Annotated in this window: 20 protein-coding genes and 1 riboswitch; of the genes, 18 read left to right on the top strand and 2 right to left on the bottom strand. The window is 42.4% G+C overall.

All coding sequences use genetic code 11. The annotated features are described in order from the left end of the window. The first annotated feature begins 70 nt into the window (after positions 1-70). From E2626_RS00370 to sufB, 9 genes are all read left to right on the top strand, one after another. On the top strand, positions 71-1,096 hold the full coding sequence (locus E2626_RS00370) for a methionine ABC transporter ATP-binding protein (RefSeq protein ID WP_134378486.1): 1,026 nt from the start codon (positions 71-73) through the stop codon (positions 1,094-1,096). Next, a complete protein-coding gene (locus E2626_RS00365) occupies positions 1,089-1,757 on the top strand; it encodes a methionine ABC transporter permease (protein WP_134378484.1) in 669 nt (222 codons plus the stop codon). The genes E2626_RS00370 and E2626_RS00365 overlap by 8 nt, the downstream gene beginning before the upstream one ends. Before the next feature lie 61 nt (positions 1,758-1,818). Then, positions 1,819-2,664: a MetQ/NlpA family ABC transporter substrate-binding protein gene (locus E2626_RS00360; protein ID WP_134378482.1), complete on the top strand. Its 846-nt coding sequence runs from the start codon at positions 1,819-1,821 to the stop codon at positions 2,662-2,664. A 471-nt stretch (positions 2,665-3,135) separates the two neighbouring features. Further along, positions 3,136-3,282 (top strand): YuzK family famiily protein, encoded by a 147-nt coding sequence (locus E2626_RS17085; RefSeq protein ID WP_166786670.1) that lies wholly within the window; start codon positions 3,136-3,138, stop codon positions 3,280-3,282. 167 nt (positions 3,283-3,449) lie between these two features. Continuing rightward, entirely contained in the window at positions 3,450-4,232 is a 783-nt protein-coding gene (sufC, locus tag E2626_RS00355; protein ID WP_134378480.1) for a Fe-S cluster assembly ATPase SufC, read from the top strand. 17 nt (positions 4,233-4,249) lie between these two features. After that, on the top strand, positions 4,250-5,560 hold the full coding sequence (gene sufD / locus E2626_RS00350; protein WP_134378478.1) for a Fe-S cluster assembly protein SufD: 1,311 nt from the start codon (positions 4,250-4,252) through the stop codon (positions 5,558-5,560). Beyond that, positions 5,557-6,786, top strand: a complete 1,230-nt coding sequence (locus E2626_RS00345) for a cysteine desulfurase (RefSeq protein ID WP_134378476.1) — start codon at positions 5,557-5,559, stop codon at positions 6,784-6,786. Before sufD ends, E2626_RS00345 begins: the two co-directional genes overlap by 4 nt. Next, positions 6,776-7,210: a Fe-S cluster assembly sulfur transfer protein SufU gene (gene sufU, locus E2626_RS00340; protein WP_134378474.1), complete on the top strand. Its 435-nt coding sequence runs from the start codon at positions 6,776-6,778 to the stop codon at positions 7,208-7,210. Before E2626_RS00345 ends, sufU begins: the two co-directional genes overlap by 11 nt. Positions 7,211-7,236: 26 nt before the next feature. Then, positions 7,237-8,634 (top strand): Fe-S cluster assembly protein SufB, encoded by a 1,398-nt coding sequence (gene sufB / locus E2626_RS00335; RefSeq protein ID WP_134378472.1) that lies wholly within the window; start codon positions 7,237-7,239, stop codon positions 8,632-8,634. Between the two features lie 344 nt (positions 8,635-8,978). On the opposite strand, the gene brnQ is transcribed toward sufB, so the two are convergent. Further along, a complete protein-coding gene (brnQ, locus tag E2626_RS00330; protein WP_134378470.1) occupies positions 8,979-10,343 on the bottom strand; it encodes a branched-chain amino acid transport system II carrier protein in 1,365 nt (454 codons plus the stop codon). Positions 10,344-10,596: 253 nt separating this feature from the next. On the opposite strand from brnQ, the gene E2626_RS00325 reads away from it, so the two are divergent. The 8 genes from E2626_RS00325 to E2626_RS00290 all read left to right on the top strand — a co-directional run bounded on the left by E2626_RS00325 (position 10,597) and on the right by E2626_RS00290 (position 19,558). Then, a complete protein-coding gene (locus E2626_RS00325; RefSeq protein WP_134378468.1) occupies positions 10,597-11,442 on the top strand; it encodes a DUF72 domain-containing protein in 846 nt (281 codons plus the stop codon). A 16-nt stretch (positions 11,443-11,458) separates the two neighbouring features. Next, the gene (locus tag E2626_RS00320) at positions 11,459-12,283 is read left to right on the top strand and encodes a sulfite exporter TauE/SafE family protein (protein ID WP_134378466.1); all 825 of its coding nucleotides are present in this window, start codon (positions 11,459-11,461) and stop codon (positions 12,281-12,283) included. A 26-nt stretch (positions 12,284-12,309) separates the two neighbouring features. After that, positions 12,310-13,665 (top strand): bifunctional metallophosphatase/5'-nucleotidase, encoded by a 1,356-nt coding sequence (locus E2626_RS00315; protein WP_134378464.1) that lies wholly within the window; start codon positions 12,310-12,312, stop codon positions 13,663-13,665. Positions 13,666-13,699: 34 nt separating this feature from the next. Next, positions 13,700-14,797 carry an HD-GYP domain-containing protein gene (locus E2626_RS00310; RefSeq protein WP_134378462.1) on the top strand — a complete coding sequence of 366 codons (1,098 nt, stop codon included), beginning with the start codon at positions 13,700-13,702 and terminating at the stop codon, positions 14,795-14,797. Between the two features lie 56 nt (positions 14,798-14,853). Further along, entirely contained in the window at positions 14,854-15,615 is a 762-nt protein-coding gene (gene yunB, locus E2626_RS00305; protein ID WP_134378460.1) for a sporulation protein YunB, read from the top strand. A 66-nt stretch (positions 15,616-15,681) separates the two neighbouring features. Then, a riboswitch (Lysine riboswitch) is annotated at positions 15,682-15,867 on the top strand. A 123-nt stretch (positions 15,868-15,990) separates the two neighbouring features. Beyond that, on the top strand, positions 15,991-17,598 hold the full coding sequence (locus E2626_RS00300) for a Na+/H+ antiporter NhaC family protein (protein ID WP_134378458.1): 1,608 nt from the start codon (positions 15,991-15,993) through the stop codon (positions 17,596-17,598). 310 nt (positions 17,599-17,908) lie between these two features. Next, on the top strand, positions 17,909-19,432 hold the full coding sequence (locus E2626_RS00295) for a sodium-dependent transporter (protein ID WP_134378456.1): 1,524 nt from the start codon (positions 17,909-17,911) through the stop codon (positions 19,430-19,432). Between the two features lie 15 nt (positions 19,433-19,447). After that, positions 19,448-19,558, top strand: coding sequence for a methionine/alanine import family NSS transporter small subunit (locus tag E2626_RS00290; protein WP_134378454.1), 111 nt, complete (start codon positions 19,448-19,450; stop codon positions 19,556-19,558). A 17-nt stretch (positions 19,559-19,575) separates the two neighbouring features. On the opposite strand, the gene E2626_RS17080 is transcribed toward E2626_RS00290, so the two are convergent. Further along, positions 19,576-19,737: a hypothetical protein gene (locus tag E2626_RS17080; RefSeq protein WP_166786674.1), complete on the bottom strand. Its 162-nt coding sequence runs from the start codon at positions 19,735-19,737 to the stop codon at positions 19,576-19,578. A 113-nt stretch (positions 19,738-19,850) separates the two neighbouring features. Between E2626_RS17080 and E2626_RS00285 the strand changes: the two genes are divergently transcribed. Then, positions 19,851-20,135: a YutD family protein gene (locus E2626_RS00285; protein WP_134378452.1), complete on the top strand. Its 285-nt coding sequence runs from the start codon at positions 19,851-19,853 to the stop codon at positions 20,133-20,135. Positions 20,136-20,153: the final 18 nt, after the last annotated feature.

The following is a 20,153-nucleotide window of genomic DNA, read 5'->3' as shown; positions in this document are numbered from 1 at the left end:
TAATCGGAGGATTATACTACTCTTCTGCTTTAACGAGATACCAAGTTAATTAAGGAAAGCAGGTGATGGCATGATAACCATCTCGGATGTAAAAAAGGTATTTAAAACAAAAAGCGGTTCACTCACAGCTGTAGACAACGTGAACCTGGAAATAAATGAAGGTGAAATTTTTGGCGTGATTGGTTACAGCGGTGCAGGTAAAAGTACATTGATCCGAATGCTGAACGGCCTGGAACAGCCTTCTGAAGGTAAAGTTGATATTAACGGAAAGCTGATTTCCTCCATCAGAGGTGGGGATTTAAGAAAAGCCAGACAGAAAATCAGCATGATCTTTCAGCATTTCAACCTGCTGTGGTCACGTTCAGTGAAAGATAATATCTCTTTTCCACTCGAAATTGCCGGAGTGCCTAAACAGGAAAGATTAAAAAGAGTGAACGAATTAATTGAACTGGTTGGTCTCGAGGGGCGAGGAGATGCCTATCCGTCACAATTGAGCGGTGGACAGAAACAGAGAGTCGGGATTGCAAGAGCGCTGGCAAACGATCCGGAAGTACTGCTTTGTGATGAAGCGACGTCAGCACTTGATCCGCAGACGACCGATTCAATACTCGAACTGTTGGTAGATATTAATAAACGCTTGGGACTGACGATCGTTCTGATCACACATGAAATGCACGTGATACGAAAAATCTGTCACCGTGTTGCGGTAATGGAAGATGGCAAGGTTGTTGAACTAGGAGATGTGCTTGATGTTTTCAAACAGCCGAAAGAACAAATTACAAAACGTTTTGTTCAACAGGTAACTGAGCCTGAAGAAACGAAAGAAACGATTGCCCATCTTCTGGAGGAGTACCAGGATGGAGAAGTCGTCAAGCTTACTTTTGTTGGAGAATCTGCCGGACAGCCGGTAGTTACGAATCTGATCCGATCATTTGATCTGCAGGTCAACATTCTCCAGGGGAAAATTTCACAAACTCAACATGGCGCCTATGGCTCATTGTTTATTCATTTACACGGCAAACCGGATGAGCTGGCCCGGGCAATTGAGTTTTTACAGGCAGCAAGCGTTGGAGTGGAGGTGATCACGCATGATTGAGCAGATTTTCCCGAACGTTGAGTGGCCGGTCATGTGGGAAGCGACATATGAAACCATTTATATGACCGTCATTTCAGTTGTGATCACATTTATCTTAGGTTTGGCCCTCGGGCTGCTGTTGTTTCTCACTTCTAAAGGTAATCTGTGGGAAAACAAAATTGTCTATGCGATTACAACAGCATTCGTCAATATTTTCAGGTCAATCCCATTTATCATTCTGATCGTTCTGCTGATTCCGTTTACTCGATTCCTGCTTGGTACAATCAGGGGTGCTGATGCAGCGTTGCCCGCATTGATTATTGGTGCAGCACCATTTTATGCGCGGATGGTTGAAATCGCACTGCGTGAAATTGATAAAGGTGTGATCGAAGCGGCAAGGTCAATGGGTGCTAAGGTCAGTACGATTGTCATGAAAGTTCTGATCCCTGAATCTTTACCGGCACTTATTTCAGGTATTACGGTTACAGCGATCGCACTTGTAGGTTATACAGCAATGGCCGGTGTCATTGGTGCAGGAGGACTTGGTAACCTTGCCTTTCTCGACGGTTTCCAGAGAAGCCGTGATGACGTTACGCTGGCAGCCACCATTATCATTTTGGTGATCGTATTCATCATCCAGTTCTTCGGTGACTTCTTTACGAACAAGCTTGATAAAAGATAGTGTACAAATTGCTTTACGATTTATTTATAAAATAAACCATATTTAAAGGAGAGACTTACACATGAAAAAATTCGTAGCAGGAACATTCGCAGCAACAAGTATCTTTGCATTAGCCGCTTGCGGTTCAGATAGCGCAGAAGAAGAAATCGGCACAGGAGAAGACGGTGAGCCAGTTGAATTAAGAGTTGGCGCATCAAACGTACCACACGCAGAAATCCTTGAGCAGGCTCAGCCAATTCTTGAAGAAGAAGGGGTAGACCTTCAAATTGAAACTTATCAGGATTACATTTTGCCTAACCAGGATCTGGATTCAGGCGAAATTGATGCAAACTATTTCCAGCACATTCCTTACCTTGAATCTCAAATCGCAGAACATGAGTATGATTTTGCAAATGCTGGCGGCATTCACATCGAACCGATCGGCGTATATTCTCAGGAGCATTCTTCACTGGAAGATCTTCCGGACGGTGCTGAGATTCTAATGAGTAATTCAGTAGCTGATCACGGCCGTATCCTGACAATGCTTGAAGCTCAAGGTCTTATTACGCTGGATCCTGACGTGGAAAAAACTGCAGCGGAAGTATCAGACGTTGTTGAAAATCCTAAAAACCTTCAGTTTGAAGCAGACTACGAAGCAGCACTTCTTGTTCAACTGTATGAAAACGGAGAAGGTGACGCTGTACTGATCAACTCTAACTATGCAATTGATGCAGGAATTAACCCGCTTGAAGATTCAATCGCACTTGAAGATTCTGATTCACCATATGTAAATGTGATTGCAGTAAACAGTGGGGATGAAGAAAATGAAGCAGTACAGAAACTTGTTGAAGTTTTAACTTCTGAAGAAATCCAGGACTTCATTCTTGAAGAGTGGGGCGGCGCAGTCGTTCCGGTTGATGGAGAGTAATATATAGAAGAAATAAAACTGTCCGGTTTGCGCCGGGCAGTTTTTTTTCGTTCCAGAGCCGGTTGATGAATTGCGAAATTGTCGCTGTTTCCGCGCGATTTGTATCAATCTCCGCCCAGAAGGTAGCGATACGCCCGGTAACTTGTAGTAATCCCCGCCCAGGACGTAGTAATCCACCCGCGAACTTGTAGCAATCAAACAATGTCAATGTCGAACCCTCCCAAAAAAATTACCAAAAAAATTTTTGAAAATGTTTCAGGTGTTGGTACTAAAACAATGTAAACCCTTACATAAATCAGGATAATATTTGTAATAGTGAAAAAATTGTGATAGGGTGTTTACTAAGTTATGCAAGGGGTAATACACCATTAGGTTGAAAACACTTTCGCCACGGAAAAAACTAAACGAGAAAAGGAATGATTCATTATCCATCCTATCAAAGTTGATTTTACAACTGACATGGAGAAGCAGATGCTAAGTTCGCACGGAGTTGGTTACGAAACGTATATGAGAGATCACAATGTGCGTATGAACGTGGAAATGAAACGTGAACAAGAATACAAAAAATCGCAGGACTTAGTCCAGGAACTTGAAGGTAAAGTCATTAATCATTTATAATAGTAGAGAAATGAAAAGTCAGTGTATCTTACACTGACTTTTTTGATTTTATAAACAAGGAACGGCACCATTTGATTCTAGTTTTAATTTGTTATAAGATTAGAATGAGAATAAACTGAGAATGGTTCTCCCATTTCAAATATATATAATACGGAGGTAATTAGACAATGGCTTCAACTTTAGTAATTAAAGATCTCCACGTTGAGATCGAAGGCAAAGAAATTTTAAAAGGTGTAAACCTTGAATTAGATAGCGGAAAGATTCACGTTATTATGGGACCTAACGGAACAGGTAAATCAACGCTTGCTTCTGCAATTATGGGACACCCTAAGTTTGAAGTAACAAAAGGTGAAGTACTGCTGAACGGCGAAAACGTTCTTGAAATGGAAGTAGATGAGCGCGCACTTGCAGGACTATTCCTTGCAATGCAGTACCCAAGTGAAATCACAGGCGTGACTAACGCAGACTTCCTTCGTTCTGCAATCAATGCACGCCGTGAAGAAGGTCAGGAAATTTCTTTAATGAAATTCATTAAAGAATTAGATAAAAACATGGACTTCCTTGAAATGGATCAGAACATGGCACAGCGTTACCTGAATGAAGGTTTCTCAGGCGGTGAGAAGAAACGTAATGAAATTCTTCAGCTGATGATGATCAGACCTGAATTCGGTATTCTTGATGAAATTGACTCCGGTCTTGATATCGATGCACTTAAAGTTGTATCAAAAGGAATCAACAAAATGCGCGGCGAAGACTTTGGCTGCCTGATTATCACACACTACCAGCGTCTCCTTAATTATATCGAGCCTGATCATGTACATGTCATGATGCAAGGCCGCGTAGTGAAATCTGGTGGACCTGAACTTGCTAAGCGCCTTGAAAGCGAAGGTTATGAGTGGATCAAGCAGGAACTTGGTATTGAAGACGAAACTGTAGGACAAGAAGCGTAATCGATAGGAGGATGAACATGACGACACAAACGAAATTGCCGGTTGATCAGCAAACGGTGCAGGCTTTTTCAGAAAAGAACGGCGAGCCTGGCTGGCTGTCGTCCCTTCGATTGGACGCACTTGCGAAAGCAGAAGAGCTGCCATTGCCGAAGCCGGATAAAACAAAGATTGATAAATGGAATTTCACACAGTTCACACACCACACTGTTGAAAGTGATGTGTATGCATCATTAGAAGAGCTTCCTGAATCATTGAAGTCTCTTATAGATGCTGATAAGCAGGAAAACCTGTACATTCAGCGTAACAATACACCAGCTTACCTTAAGCTCTCAGAGAGCCTGAAAGAAAAAGGTGTGATCTTCACAGACATTCTAACTGCTGCGAAGGAACACTCCGATCTTGTAGAGAAATACTTTATGAAGGACGCAGTTCAAGTGGACGAGCATAAGCTGACTGCGCTTCATGCAGCACTTTTGAACGGAGGAGCATTCCTTTATGTTCCTAAAAATGTTGAGCTTGAAGATCCGATTCAGGCTGTGTATGTTCACGACAATGCTGACTCTGCTCTATTCAATCATGTGCTTGTAGTAGCTGAAGAAAACTCATCTGTAACGTATGTTGAGTCTTATCTTGCAACTGAAGGAGCGGGCGAGTCAGTCGCGAATATTGTAACTGAAGTTGTAGCAAAAGATAATGCGCGTGTTGTATACGGAGCTGTTGATAACCTGTCAGAAGGCACAACAACTTACGTAAACCGCCGTGGTATTACCGGACGTGACGCTAAAATTGAGTGGGCACTTGGCATGATGAATGATGGAAACACCATTTCAGAAAACACTACGCACTTAATTGGTGACAATTCATTTGGTGATACAAAAATGGTTGTAGTCGGCAGAGGAAATCAAAAGCAGAACTTTACGACTAATATCAGACACTGGGGTAAAAACTCAGAAGGTTATATTCTTAAGCACGGCGTAATGAAAGATGCAGCATCTTCAATTTTCAACGGAATCGGTAAGATTGAAAAAGGCGCGACTAAAGCGAACGCTGAACAGGAATCACGTGTTCTAATGCTGAGTGAAAAAGCACGAGGAGATGCGAATCCAATTCTGCTTATTGATGAAGATGATGTGACTGCAGGTCACGCTGCTTCAGTTGGCCGTGTTGATCCGATGCAGCTATTTTATCTGATGAGCCGCGGTATTTCACAACAGGAAGCAGAGCGTCTTGTTATTCACGGATTCCTCGCACCTGTTGTATCGAAACTTCCGATTGAAGGAGTCAAGCAGCAGCTTACAGAAGTAATTGAAAGGAAAGTGAATGTATGAATGTTCAAGAGATCCGCAGACAGTTTCCAATATTGGACCAGGAAGTAAACGGTCAGCCGCTCGTCTATTTAGACAGCGCAGCTACTTCTCAAAAACCGCTGTCTGTGATCCAGGCGCTTGAAGCGTACTATAAAGGGTACAACTCAAACGTGCACCGAGGTGTACACACGCTTGGAACCCGGGCCACAGACGGGTATGAAGGAGCTCGAGAAAAAGTTCGTAAATTCATTAATGCCGCATCGCTTGAAGAAGTGATTTTCATGCGCGGTACGACAACTGCCATCAATACAGTGGCACAAAGCTACGGGCAGGACAATGTGAAAGAAGGCGATGAAATCGTCATTACTCATATGGAGCATCACAGTAACATCATTCCATGGCAGCAGCTTGCTAAAAGAACCGGAGCGGAGCTGAAATACGTACCGCTCCAGGAAGACGGTACACTGTCACTGGATGATGTCCGTGAAACAATTACCAAAAAGACGAAAATTGTTTCTATTATGATGGTGTCCAATGTGCTTGGTACGATGAACCCGATTAAGGAAATTACTGAAATTGCTCATGAAAACGGAGCAGTTATGGTAGTGGATGGTGCACAGGCTGCGCCGCATATGAAAGTTGATGTACAGGCACTTGATTGCGATTTCTTCGCTTTTTCCGGTCATAAAATGGCAGGTCCGACAGGTATTGGTGTGCTTTATGGAAAGAAAAAGCATCTTAACGCAATGGAACCTGTTGAATTTGGCGGAGAGATGATTGATTTCGTAGGGCTTCAGGATTCAACATGGAAAGAGCTTCCATGGAAGTTTGAAGGCGGCACACCAATCATTGCCGGTGCCATTGGACTTGGGGCCGCGATCGATTTCCTTAACGAAATCGGTCTGGATGAGATTGAAAAGTATGAGCATCATCTTGCAGCCTATGCGATGGAGAAAATGTCTGAAATCGATGGTTTAACGATTTACGGACCTGAAGATCCATCAAAGCGCGCAGGTCTTGTAACGTTCAATCTGGATGATGTCCACCCGCATGATTTAGCGACTGTACTTGATGCAGATGGTATCGCGATCCGTGCAGGTCATCATTGCGCTCAGCCGCTTATGAAGTGGCTTAACGTATCTTCTACTGCCCGTGCAAGCTTCTATTTGTACAATACAGAAGAAGATATTGACCGTTTAGTCAATGGACTCGTTAAAACAAAGGAGTATTTCAGCGATGTCTTTTAATAATTTAGATCAGCTGTATCGACAAGTGATTATGGACCATTATAAAAACCCCCGAAATAAGGGTGAAATCGAAGATAGTGTTACAATTGATATGAACAACCCTACATGCGGTGACAGAATCCATCTGACACTGGATGTACAGGATGGTATTGTAAAAGAAGCGAAGTTTGATGGAGAAGGATGCTCCATTTCAATGGCGTCTGCTTCTATGATGACACAGGTGATCAAAGGACAGCCAGTAGAAGAAGCATTAAAATATTCCCGGATCTTTTCAGATATGATGCTTGGCAAAGAATACGATGATTCAGTTGACCTTGGTGATATTGAAGCACTGCAGGGTGTTGCAAAATTTCCTGCCCGTATTAAATGTGCAACGCTTTCATGGAAAGCAATGGAAAAGGGAATTGACCAGCAGTCTGAATAACTGCAAACAATAAAGGAGGAATCATCATGGCGAAGAAAATGCCAGAAGTTGGCGATTATAAATATGGCTTTCATGATAAGGACGTCTCAATATTCCGTTCTAAGCGTGGTTTAACACGTGATATCGTGGTAGAGATTTCCAGCATGAAAGAAGAGCCTGAGTGGATGCTGAATTACCGCCTGAAAGCTCTTGAACAGTTTTACAGTATGCCAATGCCTCAATGGGGCGGCGACTTAAGCGGCCTTAACTTTGATGAAATTACGTATTACGTAAAACCATCTGAGCGAAGCGAGCGCAGCTGGGACGAGGTTCCGGAAGAAATCAAGCGTACGTTTGACAAGCTTGGTATTCCTGAAGCTGAACAAAAATATCTTGCAGGTGTATCTGCACAGTATGAATCAGAAGTTGTGTATCACAACATGAAAGAAGATCTTGAAGACATGGGTATTGTCTTTAAAGACACTGATTCAGCACTTAAAGAAAACGAAGAGCTTTTCAAAAAGCACTTCGGTACTGTTATTCCTTCAAGTGATAACAAGTTCTCGGCGCTTAACTCAGCAGTATGGTCGGGTGGATCATTCATCTATGTACCTAAAGGTATTAAAGTGGATACGCCACTTCAGGCTTACTTCAGAATTAACTCTGAAAACATGGGTCAGTTCGAACGTACACTGATCATTGCTGATGAAGGCTCAAGCGTACATTATGTTGAGGGTTGTACTGCACCAGTGTATACAACAAACTCACTGCATAGTGCGGTTGTTGAGATCATTATCAAAAAAGATGCTTACTGCCGTTATACAACGATTCAGAACTGGGCAAACAATGTGTTTAACCTGGTAACGAAGCGTGCAGTATGTGATGCAAATGCAACAATGGAATGGGTAGATGGAAACATCGGCTCTAAGCTGACAATGAAATATCCTGCGGTTATCCTTCGTGGTGAAGGTGCACGTGGTATGACACTGTCTATCGCGCTTGCAGGTAAAGGTCAGCACCAGGATGCAGGAGCTAAAATGCATCACTTAGCGCCAAACACATCTTCAACAATTGTCTCTAAATCAATCTCTAAACAGGGCGGTAAAGTAACGTACCGCGGTATCGTACACTTCGGACGTAAAGCACACGGTGCACGTTCTAACATTGAGTGTGATACATTGATTATGGATAACGAATCAACATCTGATACAATTCCATACAACGAAATTCTGAATGACAACATTTCACTTGAGCACGAAGCGAAAGTGTCTAAGGTATCTGAAGAGCAGCTGTTCTATCTGATGAGCCGCGGAATTTCTGAAGAGGAAGCAACAGAAATGATCGTAATGGGCTTCATTGAGCCATTCACGAAAGAGCTTCCAATGGAATATGCAGTTGAGATGAACCGTCTGATCAAGTTCGAGATGGAAGGTTCAATCGGTTAATATAACAAAAACCCGTACTTTTTGGAGTGCGGGTTTTTTCATGTTTTGATCCTTTGTAAAACCGCTGAGGCTTGCCGTTCAGGACTGCGCTTTCCTGCCCCCGGGCGGTGAGCCTCCTCAGCTTCGCTTGCGGGGTCTCACCTGTCCCTTCCTGGGGCGGGAGTCTCCGTCCTGCACGGAAAGCCCCAGCTATGAATGCACTTATAAATTAATAATCGCTTCCAGAGCTTAGATCAATAATTTATAAACGATCCAAATCTCATTAGTAATTCTCAATGAAGCGCAGCGAAACGATTATAAAAAGCCTGAGATATTTTTATCCCAGGCTGCTAATTTAGTTTTATTTAGTAAGACAAATCTTCTGAAACCTTCCCGGCTGAAGATGGTCTCCACATGAATCCAATCGCTGCACCAACAAGTGCCGGCAGTATCCAGCCGAGTCCGATTTCATATAAAGGTAGGTAAGTCATATAAAAACCTGTTACGGCATCAAATGCTCCGTTTGCAATAACAGGCAGTGTGCCAACAAGTGCATTGTAGCCGTCGATCAGGCTGACGAAGAATGTCAGGAACATGGCGCCTGCATAAATGCTTCGCTTGTGACCGAACAGATTTGAAGTCAGCCCGAGTAAGATCAGAACAATTGCGAGTGGGTATAAGAACATCAGTACAGGTACAGCGTACTGGATAATGTTCGTTAAGCCGAAATTCGCAATGAGCAGTGACATGAGTGACAGGATTAGCACAAACGTTTTATAGCTGACTTTTGGATAAAGCTGATGGAAAAATTCACTGCAGGCGATAATCAGTCCGATACTTGTCTTCACGCAGGCAAGTACGATAATCAGTGCAAGCAAAATAGCGCCAAATGGTCCGAAGTAATGCTGTGCGACTGCAGCAAATGTCAGTCCGCCATTTTCAAATGTGCCGACTGCAGAAGGACTTGAAGCACCCATATAAGTAAGCAGTCCATAGATTAGCATCATTAGTCCTGTAGCGATCAGTCCGGACATTAGCGTTGTTTTGGCAATTGCTTTTTTATCTGTAATGCCAAGGTTCTTAATTGCATGTATGACGATGATACCGAAAGCAAGTGCTCCCAGCGCATCCATCGTATTGTATCCTTCACGAAAGCCGCTCATGAATGGAAGTGTCTGATAATCTCCTACAGGTGCAGCAAATTTCCCCATTGGATTGACGACAGCAGTAATGATTAAGATCGATAGGAAAAATAAGAAGACAGGTGTCAGATATTTACCGACAATATCCATTACCTTTTCAGCTCTTAAAGATAGGACATAAACGATTGCGAAGAAAACAATACTGAAAACTGCAAGCCACAAGCGTGTCTGTTCCGGACTGATAAACGGTTCGAATCCTACTGTAAAAGGTACTGTAGCAGTTCGGGGGATTGCAAAAAATGGCCCGATTGTCAGATAAAGAATGAGTGCGAAAACTGTACCGAAAAGAGGATGAACTCGACTGGCTAAGTCATGAAGTCCTTTGCTCCCTGATAGTCCGATTGCAAGAATACCCAATAGTGGAAGCCCAATGGCGGTTACAAGAAAACCGATCAGTGCTGGCCAAAATGATGTTCCGGCAAGCTGTCCGAGCTGGATTGGAAAAATTAAATTTCCCGCTCCGAAAAATAGACCGAAAAGCATAGTACCGATTATAATATAAGTTGAAAATGAGATCTTCTGTTGCATATGTGTGTTCCTTTCCATTGCCTTCTTAAATAAGAGGCGTTGATGTAATAGAAATAACCCTAACAAGAATCCAAGCGCAGCACAATAGCGTTTAATGTATTTATCCAATCATTTTTTATGGTAACGCTTACTTATGTAAATATCTGTTTTTTATTTGTATACCGGGGTCATCTCATACGATATGTTGATCGCTACGCGGGCACTTAACTGTGATACAATCATTGTATTAGAACGGTCATAAGCAGGTGATCATGTGATTTATATTGGATTAACAGGATGGGGTGACCATCCTGATGTATATGACGAACATTCATCAAAACAGGATAAGCTGAAAGACTACGCCGGGCATTTTCCAATCGTGGAACTTGATGCCTCTTTTTACGCGGTACAACCCGAACGTAATATGAAAAAATGGATAGCAGAAACACCTGCTTCATTTAAATTTATCGTCAAAGCGTATCAGGGAATGACAGGCCACCTGCGCGGTGAAAATCCTTTTGAATCGCGTGAAGAAATGTTTCATGCATTCCGGTTGTCACTGATTCCTTTGATCGAAGCAGATAAACTTGGTGTTGTCCTTCTGCAATTCCCGCCGTGGTTTGACTGTCAGAAACATAATGTTGACTACATAAGATATTGTAAAAAGCAGCTGGAAGGACTTCCACTTGCAATTGAATTCAGAAATCAGACCTGGTATACAGATGAATTTCGGGCGCGAACACTTCAGTTCTTGAAAGATGAGGAGCTTATTCACAGTGTCTGTGACGAACCACAGGCAGGTGAAGGCTCAATTCCTCTTATCGCTGAAAGCACGCATAGAACAACTGTTTTCAGATTACATGGCAGAAATACTGCCGGATGGACGAAAAAAGGGAATGAAAACAGCTGGCGTGAGGTGCGCTATCTTTATGATTATACTCAGAGAGAACTCGAGGATCTTGTATCTGTCCTTCACAAATTGGAACGGCAATCCGATAAAGTGTATGTGCTGTTTAATAATAATTCCGGTGGTCATGCAGCTTCTAATGCGAAGCTGATGATCGATCTTTTAGGATTAGATTACGGAGGATTAGCACCTCGCCAGCTTGATTTATTTTAAGATTGGAATGAATAAAATGGAATGGATATTACTGCCTTTAATCGGGCTCGCAGCGGGTGCAATCGGTTCGCTTATCGGACTTGGTGGCGGAGTGATTGTGGTTCCGGCCTTATTGTTTTTTGGACCGGCACTGATGTGGATAGAAGGCATTACCCCTCAGACAGCTGTTGGGATTTCTCTTGTCGTGATGATTTTTACCGGGTTATCCTCGACGCTGGCTTATTTGAAAACTAAAACAGTCGATGTGAAAAGTGGACTTCTATTTTTTGCAGGGAGTGGCCCGGGTGCTATATTCGGCTCTTATATTAATCAATATCTGACACTGGATTCTTTTCATCTCTACTTTGGATTTTTTATGATCTTTTTAGCTTTTATCCTTTTAATAAGAAACAAAATAAAACCATTTGGAAAGTTCAGTCAGGCTTCGTATCAACGTCATTTTACTGATCCGCAGGGCGTACAATGGACTTATGGATTTCCACCGGTTGCAGGCATCATTGCAGCATTTGCGGTAGGTTTCGCATCAGGTTTATTTGGCATTGGAGGAGGGTCCGTCATGGTTCCTATCATGATCATCGCTTTTTTATTCCCGCCTCATGTAGCTGTTGGAACTTCAATGCTTATGGTATTCCTGTCTGCGCTCCTGGGCTCAGCTTCCCATATTTCACTCGGAAATGTGGACTGGCTATATGTTGCGCTGCTTGCACCTGGTGCATGGTTTGGAGCAAAGCTCGGTGCCTGGATGAATCAGCGGATACAGTCTGACAAATTGGTTATCGTTCTCAGATTGATTCTGGTCCTGATTGGAATCAGATCGATTCTTGAAGGTATATATGGCTGAATCAAGTAACTGGAGGTAAAAGCGTTATGAAAGAAAGAATTACGCTCTATCATACAAATGATTTGCATAGTCATTTTGAAAACTGGCCGCGAATCCACCAATTCTTAATTCAACAGCGACGTATGCTTGAGCAGGAAGGGGAAGAAGTATTCCTCTTTGATATTGGAGATCATGCGGACCGGTCACATCCATTGACTGAAGGCTCCTCAGGGAAAAGAAATGTTGATATGCTGAATCATGCAGGCTATGATGCTGTAACGATTGGTAATAATGAAGGAATTACATTTTCTTATGATGAACTGAATGAACTTTATGATCATGCTGAATTTGAAGTTATACTGGCAAACCTTTTTACCTCAGAAGGAAAAAGACCTGACTGGGCACGCCCTTATCTTATCAAAACTACGAAAAGCGGCATAAAAATAGGGATCACTGCCGTTACTGCTGAGTATCCGGTCTTTTATGAAAAGCTTGGCTGGCATATTACATCTGCTAAAGATGAGTTAAAAGCGCAGGTCAGAGCAATGAAAGATAAAGTTGATGTGATTATTCTGTTGTCGCACCTGGGGATTCGGGAAGATGAATGGGTGGCGGAAGAATGTCCTGATATCGATGTGATTATGGGCGGTCATACACACCATGTGCTTGAAAATGGACGTCTTCATCATCAGGTCCTGCTTGCGGCAGCCGGTAAATTTGGAATGTACACAGGTAAAGTTGAAATTGACTTTGATCACGTCAGCAGAAAAGTATCAGGTGCAACAGCAACACTTTATGAAACAGGCGGATTGCCAAAGGCTGACGATCAGGAAGCCGAGTGGCTTGCTGAAGGAAAAGAGCTTCTGTCGAATGAAATCACAGTGCTTGATCAGCCGATTCAGCATAATCCATTGCAGGAAGAATCCCCATTAACAAATTTATTGGCAGAAGCAATTCTTGAATGGTGTGATGCCGATCTATCAATTGTAACCGGAGGACTGTTGCTACACTCACTTGAAGCAGGTCCGGTGACTGAATACGATCTTCATCACATTCTTCCGCATCCGATTAATCCCTGTCTTGTTGAATTAACTGGCAGTGAACTGAAGGAAGTGATTCGGCAGTCACGTCATCAGGCCTGGCCGACTACTGTCATTAGAGGACTTGGCTTCAGAGGAACAATCCTAGGAGAATTTGTATATAAAGGACTGGAAGAAAAAGAACATCAGTTTTATGTTGGTAATGAACTTGTACGCTCTGACCAGGTGTATCGAATCGCAACAGTAGATATGTTTACTTTCGGGTTTTTCTTTCCGGAAATGCAAAGAGCAAAAAAATATTATTTCATGCCTGAGTTTTTACGTGATATTTTAAAAGAGAAATTAAGAGGGGATGCCCGTTAGAAACTGATAGCAGATAGAAAAGGGTGGTCAATGAATGAGGTTAATATCCACAAAAGTACTTCGTGCGGGCATGGTGCTGGGTCACACTATATATAACGTAAATGAAAAACCTTTGTTGCAAGCCGGGGTCACACTGACGGATGGAATGGTTGAACGCTTACGTTTTTTAAAGGTTCAATACGTCTATATTTCAGATGAGCAGTCCAAGGGCATCGAAGTAAAAGAAAGTGTGCCGGTTCTTGTTAGACAGGAATCGATCAGGGAAATGAAAGAAACATTTTCTTCTATTCAAACGTGTAAGCAAAAAAACATGTCAGCGATGCTGGAAAGCAAAACGAGTAAAATTCAGGATGTTTTGAAAAGTATTATGAGCGAGATGGATGCAAATCAGGACCTTTTAATGATTTTGTCAGATGCCTATCTCTATGACTCATATATTTTCCACCATTCCTATAATGTCACGCTTTATACACTGGCGATTGCTAAAGAGCTTAAGCTGCCTGTAAAACAGCTTGAGCAGATAGGGCTTGGCGCGATGCTTCATGATATCGGGAAGTCAATGATTGAAGAATCGGTTTTAATGAAAGACGGTCCTTTAACTGAAGAAGAGTTTGAAGAAATAAAAAAACACACTGTTCATGGGTTTGAAGTGCTGAAGAACCTTCACAATGTGTCTTTATTAACTGCGCACTGCGCTTTTCAGCATCATGAGAGATTGAACGGTTCGGGCTATCCAAGAGGAATAAAGAGCGAGGATATTCATCCTTATGCAAAAATACTTGCAGTCGCCGACGTATTTGACGCATGTACTTCAAACCGGGTTTACCGGAAAAAAATGCTTCCTTCAGATGCGCTTGAAATCCTGCTTGCAGGTTCTGGTACACTGTTTGATCCGACAGTAATAAAAGCATTCCAACTGGCGATTGCCATTTATCCAAACGGTCTTACGGTTGAATTAAGCGACGGCAGAAAAGGAATTGTAGCACGCCAGAACAGAGGCATCTCGACACGTCCGATCATCCGGGTCGTGGAGGAAAATGAAAAAATAGTCAAGGCTACATATGAAGTTGACTTGTCTGATCATTTAGGCTGTACAATTGCTAAAACTGATATCAAATTTGTTTCAGAATAATTCTGTGTAAAAAACCCTTCTACCGGGCATAGACTGCCATATAGGAGGGCTTTTTTATGCGCAGACGGAGACAACTCATTACTATTAAGCCACTTACAGCACGTTCAGTATGGCTATTATCCTTGATGTTGTTTTTAATCATGACTGCAGTTGGTCTTGCGGTAATTAATACAGGGATTAAACCGACGCTGATGATTTATGCAGAATCCCAGACAAAAAAAATCGGGGCGCTTGTGATCAGCAAAGCAGTAAATAGAGAAATTGCGAATGTCATGGATATTAATGAAATCATTGAAAATGTTCCGACTGATTCAGCTGAGATGGTCACAACGAAATTTAATACGGAAATTATTAACCGGGTATTAGCGGAAACGACTGAATTGGTTCAGGAGCAGCTGAGAGCGATAGAAAGAGGAGACACGAGTATTCTGAAGTCTCTGACTGAACTTGATCTGGAAGTTGAAGATGCCGGTGAATTAGAAGGGATTGTCTATACTGTGCCGCTGGGTCAGGCTACCGGAAATGCATTACTCGGAAATCTTGGTCCGAAAGTTCCGATTCGTTTTCATGCAGTTGGCAGTGTAACGTCTAACATCCAGTCGGAAATAGATGAGTTTGGTATTAATAACGCTTTTGTGCAAATCAACATCCATTTGATCGTCGATGTACAGATCATTGTACCTTTTGCAACAGAAGTGACGACCATAGAACAGGACATTCCGGTTGCAATGGGGTTGATTCAGGGACAGGTACCGGAAATATATAATGTAGGTGAAGGCATGTCTCCATCACTTGAAGTACCAATTCCAACAGAATAGTCTTGAATTGAAGAAAAGGTCTTGTTATAATTGATCAGTAAAATGAATAATCACCACATCATAATCCGATGGGGTAGAGGAGCAGGGTTTAAGAGTAATCTGTGTGAGGATGACAACTGCGATCACAGATGAAAGGGGATCACTGCCGAAATGAGAAGAACCGGTCAGGGTTTTATCATTGGGGTTATCTTTAACAGGGATAACACTCTCTTGCTGCAGGTTTTTTCTGCAGGATGAGGAGCTACAGATCGTGATGGAGCATAACATTACTGAAGCCAAGGGTAATGGTAGAGTCCTCTATCATTGCCCTTTTTTGCGTTTTTTTACGATTTTGCCTCATTACTTACCCTATCAAAAAATAAAGGAGGGAACATTATGGAAGGAACATGGTTATCACTTTTACCACCAGTTATTGCAATTTTAATGGTTTTAGTTACAAGACGAGTATTACTATCACTGGGAGCGGGGATTGTTGCAGCTGCACTCTTGATTACGAGCTTTGGACCGCTTGCTACACTTGAGACGCTTTGGCTGTCATTCAGCGGCGTATTTTGGGAGCATGGTGCGGATGGAGAACCCGGCGCACTGAACTTATGGAATATTTTTATTATGTTATTCCTGATTATTCTGGGCGTTATTACTGCTTTTATTAACGTATCAGGCGGAGCAAGAGCATTTGGGGAATGGGCGATGAAGCGTGTAAAAACGCGCGCAGGCGCTCAGCTCGTCACGGCTTGTCTGGGTGTCATTATCTTTATCGATGACTACTTTAACAGTCTGGCTGTGGGACAGGTAGCACGACCGCTGACTGACCGCCACCGTGTATCACGTGCCAAGCTTGCATACCTCATTGATTCAACAGCAGCACCGGTGTGTGTGGTGTCCCCTGTATCAAGTTGGGGTGCCTATATTATTGCTGTGATCGGCGGTATTCTGGCGACTCACTCAATTACTGAATACACGGCTTTCTCAGCATTTATTCAAATGGTGCCAATGAATCTTTACGTATGGGCAGCTCTTGGAATTGTCTTTATTGTTGCGCTTCGCGGTATTGATTTCGGTCAAATGAAAGTACACGAAAACCGTGCAATTGAAACCGGTGAAGTATACGACCCAAATAAAGATATTCCCGGCGAGCTTAAAAATGATCTTCCTACTTCAAAGCATGGAACTGTCGGAGATCTTATTTGGCCAATCATTGCACTTGTGGTCGGAACAGTTGCTGCTATGATGTGGACAGGTTCACAGGCTTATGCTGCTGACACAGGAGAATCTGCAACATTATTGCAAATGTTTGAATACACAGATGTTGCAAAATCATTAGTATATGGTGCGCTTGTTGGATTAGCAGTTGCCATTGCGTTCTTTATCAGACAAATTGGCCGTTCTGAAAAAATCGGCGGAGCTGAATTCCTTCTTGCACTAAAAGAAGGAGTAAAGTCAATGCTGCCGGCGATTTATATCCTGGTGTTTGCATGGATGATCGTCGGACTGATTGGCGACCTTGGTACAGGTGAATTTCTTGCAGGTGTAGTAGAAGCATCTAACCTGCCGATTGGCTGGCTGCCGGTTCTGCTATTCCTTGTAGCAGGCATCATGGCATTCTCAACGGGAACATCATGGGGATCATTCGGAATTCTGCTTCCGATCGCAGGGGAAATCGCAGCGGGTACAGATATTTCACTGCTTCTTCCTTCACTTGCAGCAGTTCTTGCAGGTGCAGTATTTGGAGATCACTGCTCTCCGATCTCAGATACAACGATCCTTTCTTCTACAGGAGCGGGATGTAATCACATTGATCACGTAGCAACACAGATTCCTTATGCTGTAACTGGTGCTGCGATTGCTTCAGCAGGTTACATCATGCTTGGCTTCTCAGGCAGCACGCTGCTTTCTCTGGGACTTGTCATCATTCTGCTCATTCTTTTTGCAATTATTATGGGGAGAAATCCTGATAAGGCGAGAACTGTTTCTGCTAAATAATGTATAGAATAAGTCATACGAAAGCCTGAATGGTTAGTCCATTCAGGCTTTTTTTAGAAAGGACTATCGTATGACTGAGAAAATGTATGAATTATATAATGTGTGAAAAATTTTGCATACTACAAAGAAGAACCTTGTATTTACAAGGTTCTTCTTTGCTAATGATTATTCTGATATAATTTCAGAATTTTTCAAAATAGTACTTTTACATTTAGGAAGCAAGTGCTATACTGATTTTAGATTATGAGAAATAATCTGAATATATAAAAACTTTCTGTTATTCAGGAAGTACTTACAGGGGGGAAATTAGATGAATCGTCAACAGTGGGGATCGCGTGCCGGATTTATTTTAGCAGCAGTCGGTTCTGCGGTAGGACTAGGAAACATTTGGCGTTTTCCGTATGTCGCTTATGAGAACGGTGGAGGAGCATTCTTCATTCCATATTTATTTGCACTCTTAACTGCCGGTATTCCAATTCTTATTATGGAGTTCACCATCGGACATAAGTACAGAGGATCAGCGCCGCTGTCATTCTTCCGCATGAGCGGTAAAAAAGCAGAATGGCTTGGCTGGTGGGCCGTATTCGTATCATTTGTCATATCCACCTACTATGCCGTCATTATCGCCTGGGCTATGAGATATACCATATTCTCGTTCGGGCAGGCTTGGGGAGAAGATACAGAAGGGTTTTTATTCACAGAATTTTTGCAACTTGACGTAGCACCTGGTGAAACAGGCGGAATTGTGTGGGGTATCTTTATTCCACTGTTACTGGTATGGGTGATTACGCTTGGAATTCTTGTAGCAGGTGTTAAAAAAGGAATTGAGTATGCAAACCGTATTTTCATTCCAACACTTGTTATCCTTTTCCTGATCATTGTGATCCGTGCAGTAACACTTGAAGGCGCGGGACTTGGTCTGACGGCTTTCTTCGAGCCAAACTTTGAGAACATCATGGATCCGTCTGTCTGGGTAGCAGCCTACGGTCATATTTTCTTCAGTTTATCAATTGCATTTGCAATTATGATTACTTACTCAAGTTACCTTCCGAAAAAGTCGGATATTACAAATAACGCGTTTATCACAGGTTTTGCAAACTCAGGTTTTGAGCTATTAGCAGGTATCGGGGTATTCGCAGCACTTGGTTTCATGGCTACACAGCTTGACGTGCCAGTTTCAGAAGTTGCATCTGCCGGTGTCGGACTTGCGTTTGTCGTATTCCCGCAGATTATTAACCAGCTTCCAGGATTAAATGGAATTTTCGGGGCACTGTTCTTCTTGTCATTAACATTAGCAGGATTGACGTCGTTAATGTCAATTACAGAAACTTACGTAGCAGGTTTAACTGAAAAGCTTGGTGTTTCACGTAATAAAGCCATTTTATTTGGTGGCGGACTTGCAGCACTGATTTCTGTTCTGTTTGCAACTCAGGGCGGACTGTTCTTCCTTGATGCAGCAGATTACTACATTAACCAATTTGGTGTAGCAGCAATCGGACTTGTTGAAGTCATTATGATCGCATGGATTCTGCGCAAAACAAATGTGCTTCAGAGTCATGCAAACTTGACTTCAGATATTCATTTAGGCGGATGGTGGAAAGCATGTCTTGGTATCGTGACACCAATCGTTCTTGGTTATATGATGTTTGGTCTGATCACACAGAATATCCTTCAGCAGTTTGATAATGATACAGGTAACTATGAAGGTTACTCTAATGAATTTGCGTTAATTATGTTCCTTGCGTCAGCCGGTGCAGCTTTAGCAGTGGGCATTATCGTTTCACTGATCAAATGGAGCCGTTCAACACCAGTTGAGCTTCCGGATAAGGAATAAAAAGGGGGGTCCGCAATGACAGCCAGCGCAATTGTAATGATGGTGATTGGAATGGTCCTTTTATGGGGCGGACTTGCTGCAAGTATTACAAATGCAGTAAGAAAATCAAAGAAAAAAACAGTATAATATCGAGGCTGCCTGTGCTACAGTACAGGCAGCTTTTTTGATACATATTCTGGAGCAATGTCATACTCATTAAATACGGAAGGGAGCCATTGAGAAAAATCCGAAACTTCAGGGGGCTCAGGTTCTTTTGTGCATCCCGCAATCATCAATGTGAGAACGACAGCATAAATGAGTTTCATTAAAGCAACACTCCTTTTGCTGAGTTTGTCCTTTTTGATTCGCAATCATACATAGAAAAAAGTGTGTAGTCATGTATAATAGGAAGTAGTTCACAGGCAGGAGTGAGAATATAATGATTACAATGCACAATCAAAATTACGAAATAATTGAAGAATATAGAGAAGGCTATGATGAAGAGGCTTTTGAAGCACGTTACAGTGAGATTCTTCATAAGTATGATTACATTGTAGGCGACTGGGGCTATGGACAGCTGAGACTGAAAGGTTTTTTTGAAGACACGAATCAGAAGTCTTCATTTGATACGAAGATTTCAACTGTGAAGGACTATTTATATGAGCATTGCAATTTCGGTTGTCCTTATTTCATTGTGAAAAAGGTTGCCGGCGCAAAAAAATGACCCTTACTGAGGGTCATT

The organism is Jeotgalibacillus salarius (assembly GCF_004405125.1).
GTDB classification, from domain to species: Bacteria; Bacillota; Bacilli; order Bacillales; family Jeotgalibacillaceae; genus Jeotgalibacillus; species Jeotgalibacillus salarius.
This window is presented reverse-complemented; position numbering and strand designations above follow the sequence as displayed.

What these genes read in the sequence shown, in the direction of transcription:
- E2626_RS00300 (WP_134378458.1), top strand. Translation starts at nt 15,991, where the DNA reads ATGGAAGGAACATGGTTATCACTTTTACCACCAGTTATTGCAATTTTA.
- E2626_RS00310 (WP_134378462.1), top strand. Translation starts at nt 13,700, where the DNA reads ATGAGGTTAATATCCACAAAAGTACTTCGTGCGGGCATGGTGCTGGGT.
- E2626_RS00360 (WP_134378482.1), top strand. Translation starts at nt 1,819, where the DNA reads ATGAAAAAATTCGTAGCAGGAACATTCGCAGCAACAAGTATCTTTGCA.
- E2626_RS00370 (WP_134378486.1), top strand. Translation starts at nt 71, where the DNA reads ATGATAACCATCTCGGATGTAAAAAAGGTATTTAAAACAAAAAGCGGT.
- E2626_RS00315 (WP_134378464.1), top strand. Translation starts at nt 12,310, where the DNA reads ATGAAAGAAAGAATTACGCTCTATCATACAAATGATTTGCATAGTCAT.
- E2626_RS17080 (WP_166786674.1), bottom strand. Translation starts at nt 19,737, where the DNA reads ATGAAACTCATTTATGCTGTCGTTCTCACATTGATGATTGCGGGATGC.
- sufB (WP_134378472.1), top strand. Translation starts at nt 7,237, where the DNA reads ATGGCGAAGAAAATGCCAGAAGTTGGCGATTATAAATATGGCTTTCAT.
- brnQ (WP_134378470.1), bottom strand. Translation starts at nt 10,343, where the DNA reads ATGCAACAGAAGATCTCATTTTCAACTTATATTATAATCGGTACTATG.
- E2626_RS00365 (WP_134378484.1), top strand. Translation starts at nt 1,089, where the DNA reads ATGATTGAGCAGATTTTCCCGAACGTTGAGTGGCCGGTCATGTGGGAA.
- E2626_RS00345 (WP_134378476.1), top strand. Translation starts at nt 5,557, where the DNA reads ATGAATGTTCAAGAGATCCGCAGACAGTTTCCAATATTGGACCAGGAA.
- sufU (WP_134378474.1), top strand. Translation starts at nt 6,776, where the DNA reads ATGTCTTTTAATAATTTAGATCAGCTGTATCGACAAGTGATTATGGAC.
- E2626_RS00295 (WP_134378456.1), top strand. Translation starts at nt 17,909, where the DNA reads ATGAATCGTCAACAGTGGGGATCGCGTGCCGGATTTATTTTAGCAGCA.
- E2626_RS17085 (WP_166786670.1), top strand. Translation starts at nt 3,136, where the DNA reads ATGCTAAGTTCGCACGGAGTTGGTTACGAAACGTATATGAGAGATCAC.
- sufD (WP_134378478.1), top strand. Translation starts at nt 4,250, where the DNA reads ATGACGACACAAACGAAATTGCCGGTTGATCAGCAAACGGTGCAGGCT.
- sufC (WP_134378480.1), top strand. Translation starts at nt 3,450, where the DNA reads ATGGCTTCAACTTTAGTAATTAAAGATCTCCACGTTGAGATCGAAGGC.
- yunB (WP_134378460.1), top strand. Translation starts at nt 14,854, where the DNA reads ATGCGCAGACGGAGACAACTCATTACTATTAAGCCACTTACAGCACGT.
- E2626_RS00285 (WP_134378452.1), top strand. Translation starts at nt 19,851, where the DNA reads ATGATTACAATGCACAATCAAAATTACGAAATAATTGAAGAATATAGA.
- E2626_RS00320 (WP_134378466.1), top strand. Translation starts at nt 11,459, where the DNA reads ATGGAATGGATATTACTGCCTTTAATCGGGCTCGCAGCGGGTGCAATC.
- E2626_RS00290 (WP_134378454.1), top strand. Translation starts at nt 19,448, where the DNA reads ATGACAGCCAGCGCAATTGTAATGATGGTGATTGGAATGGTCCTTTTA.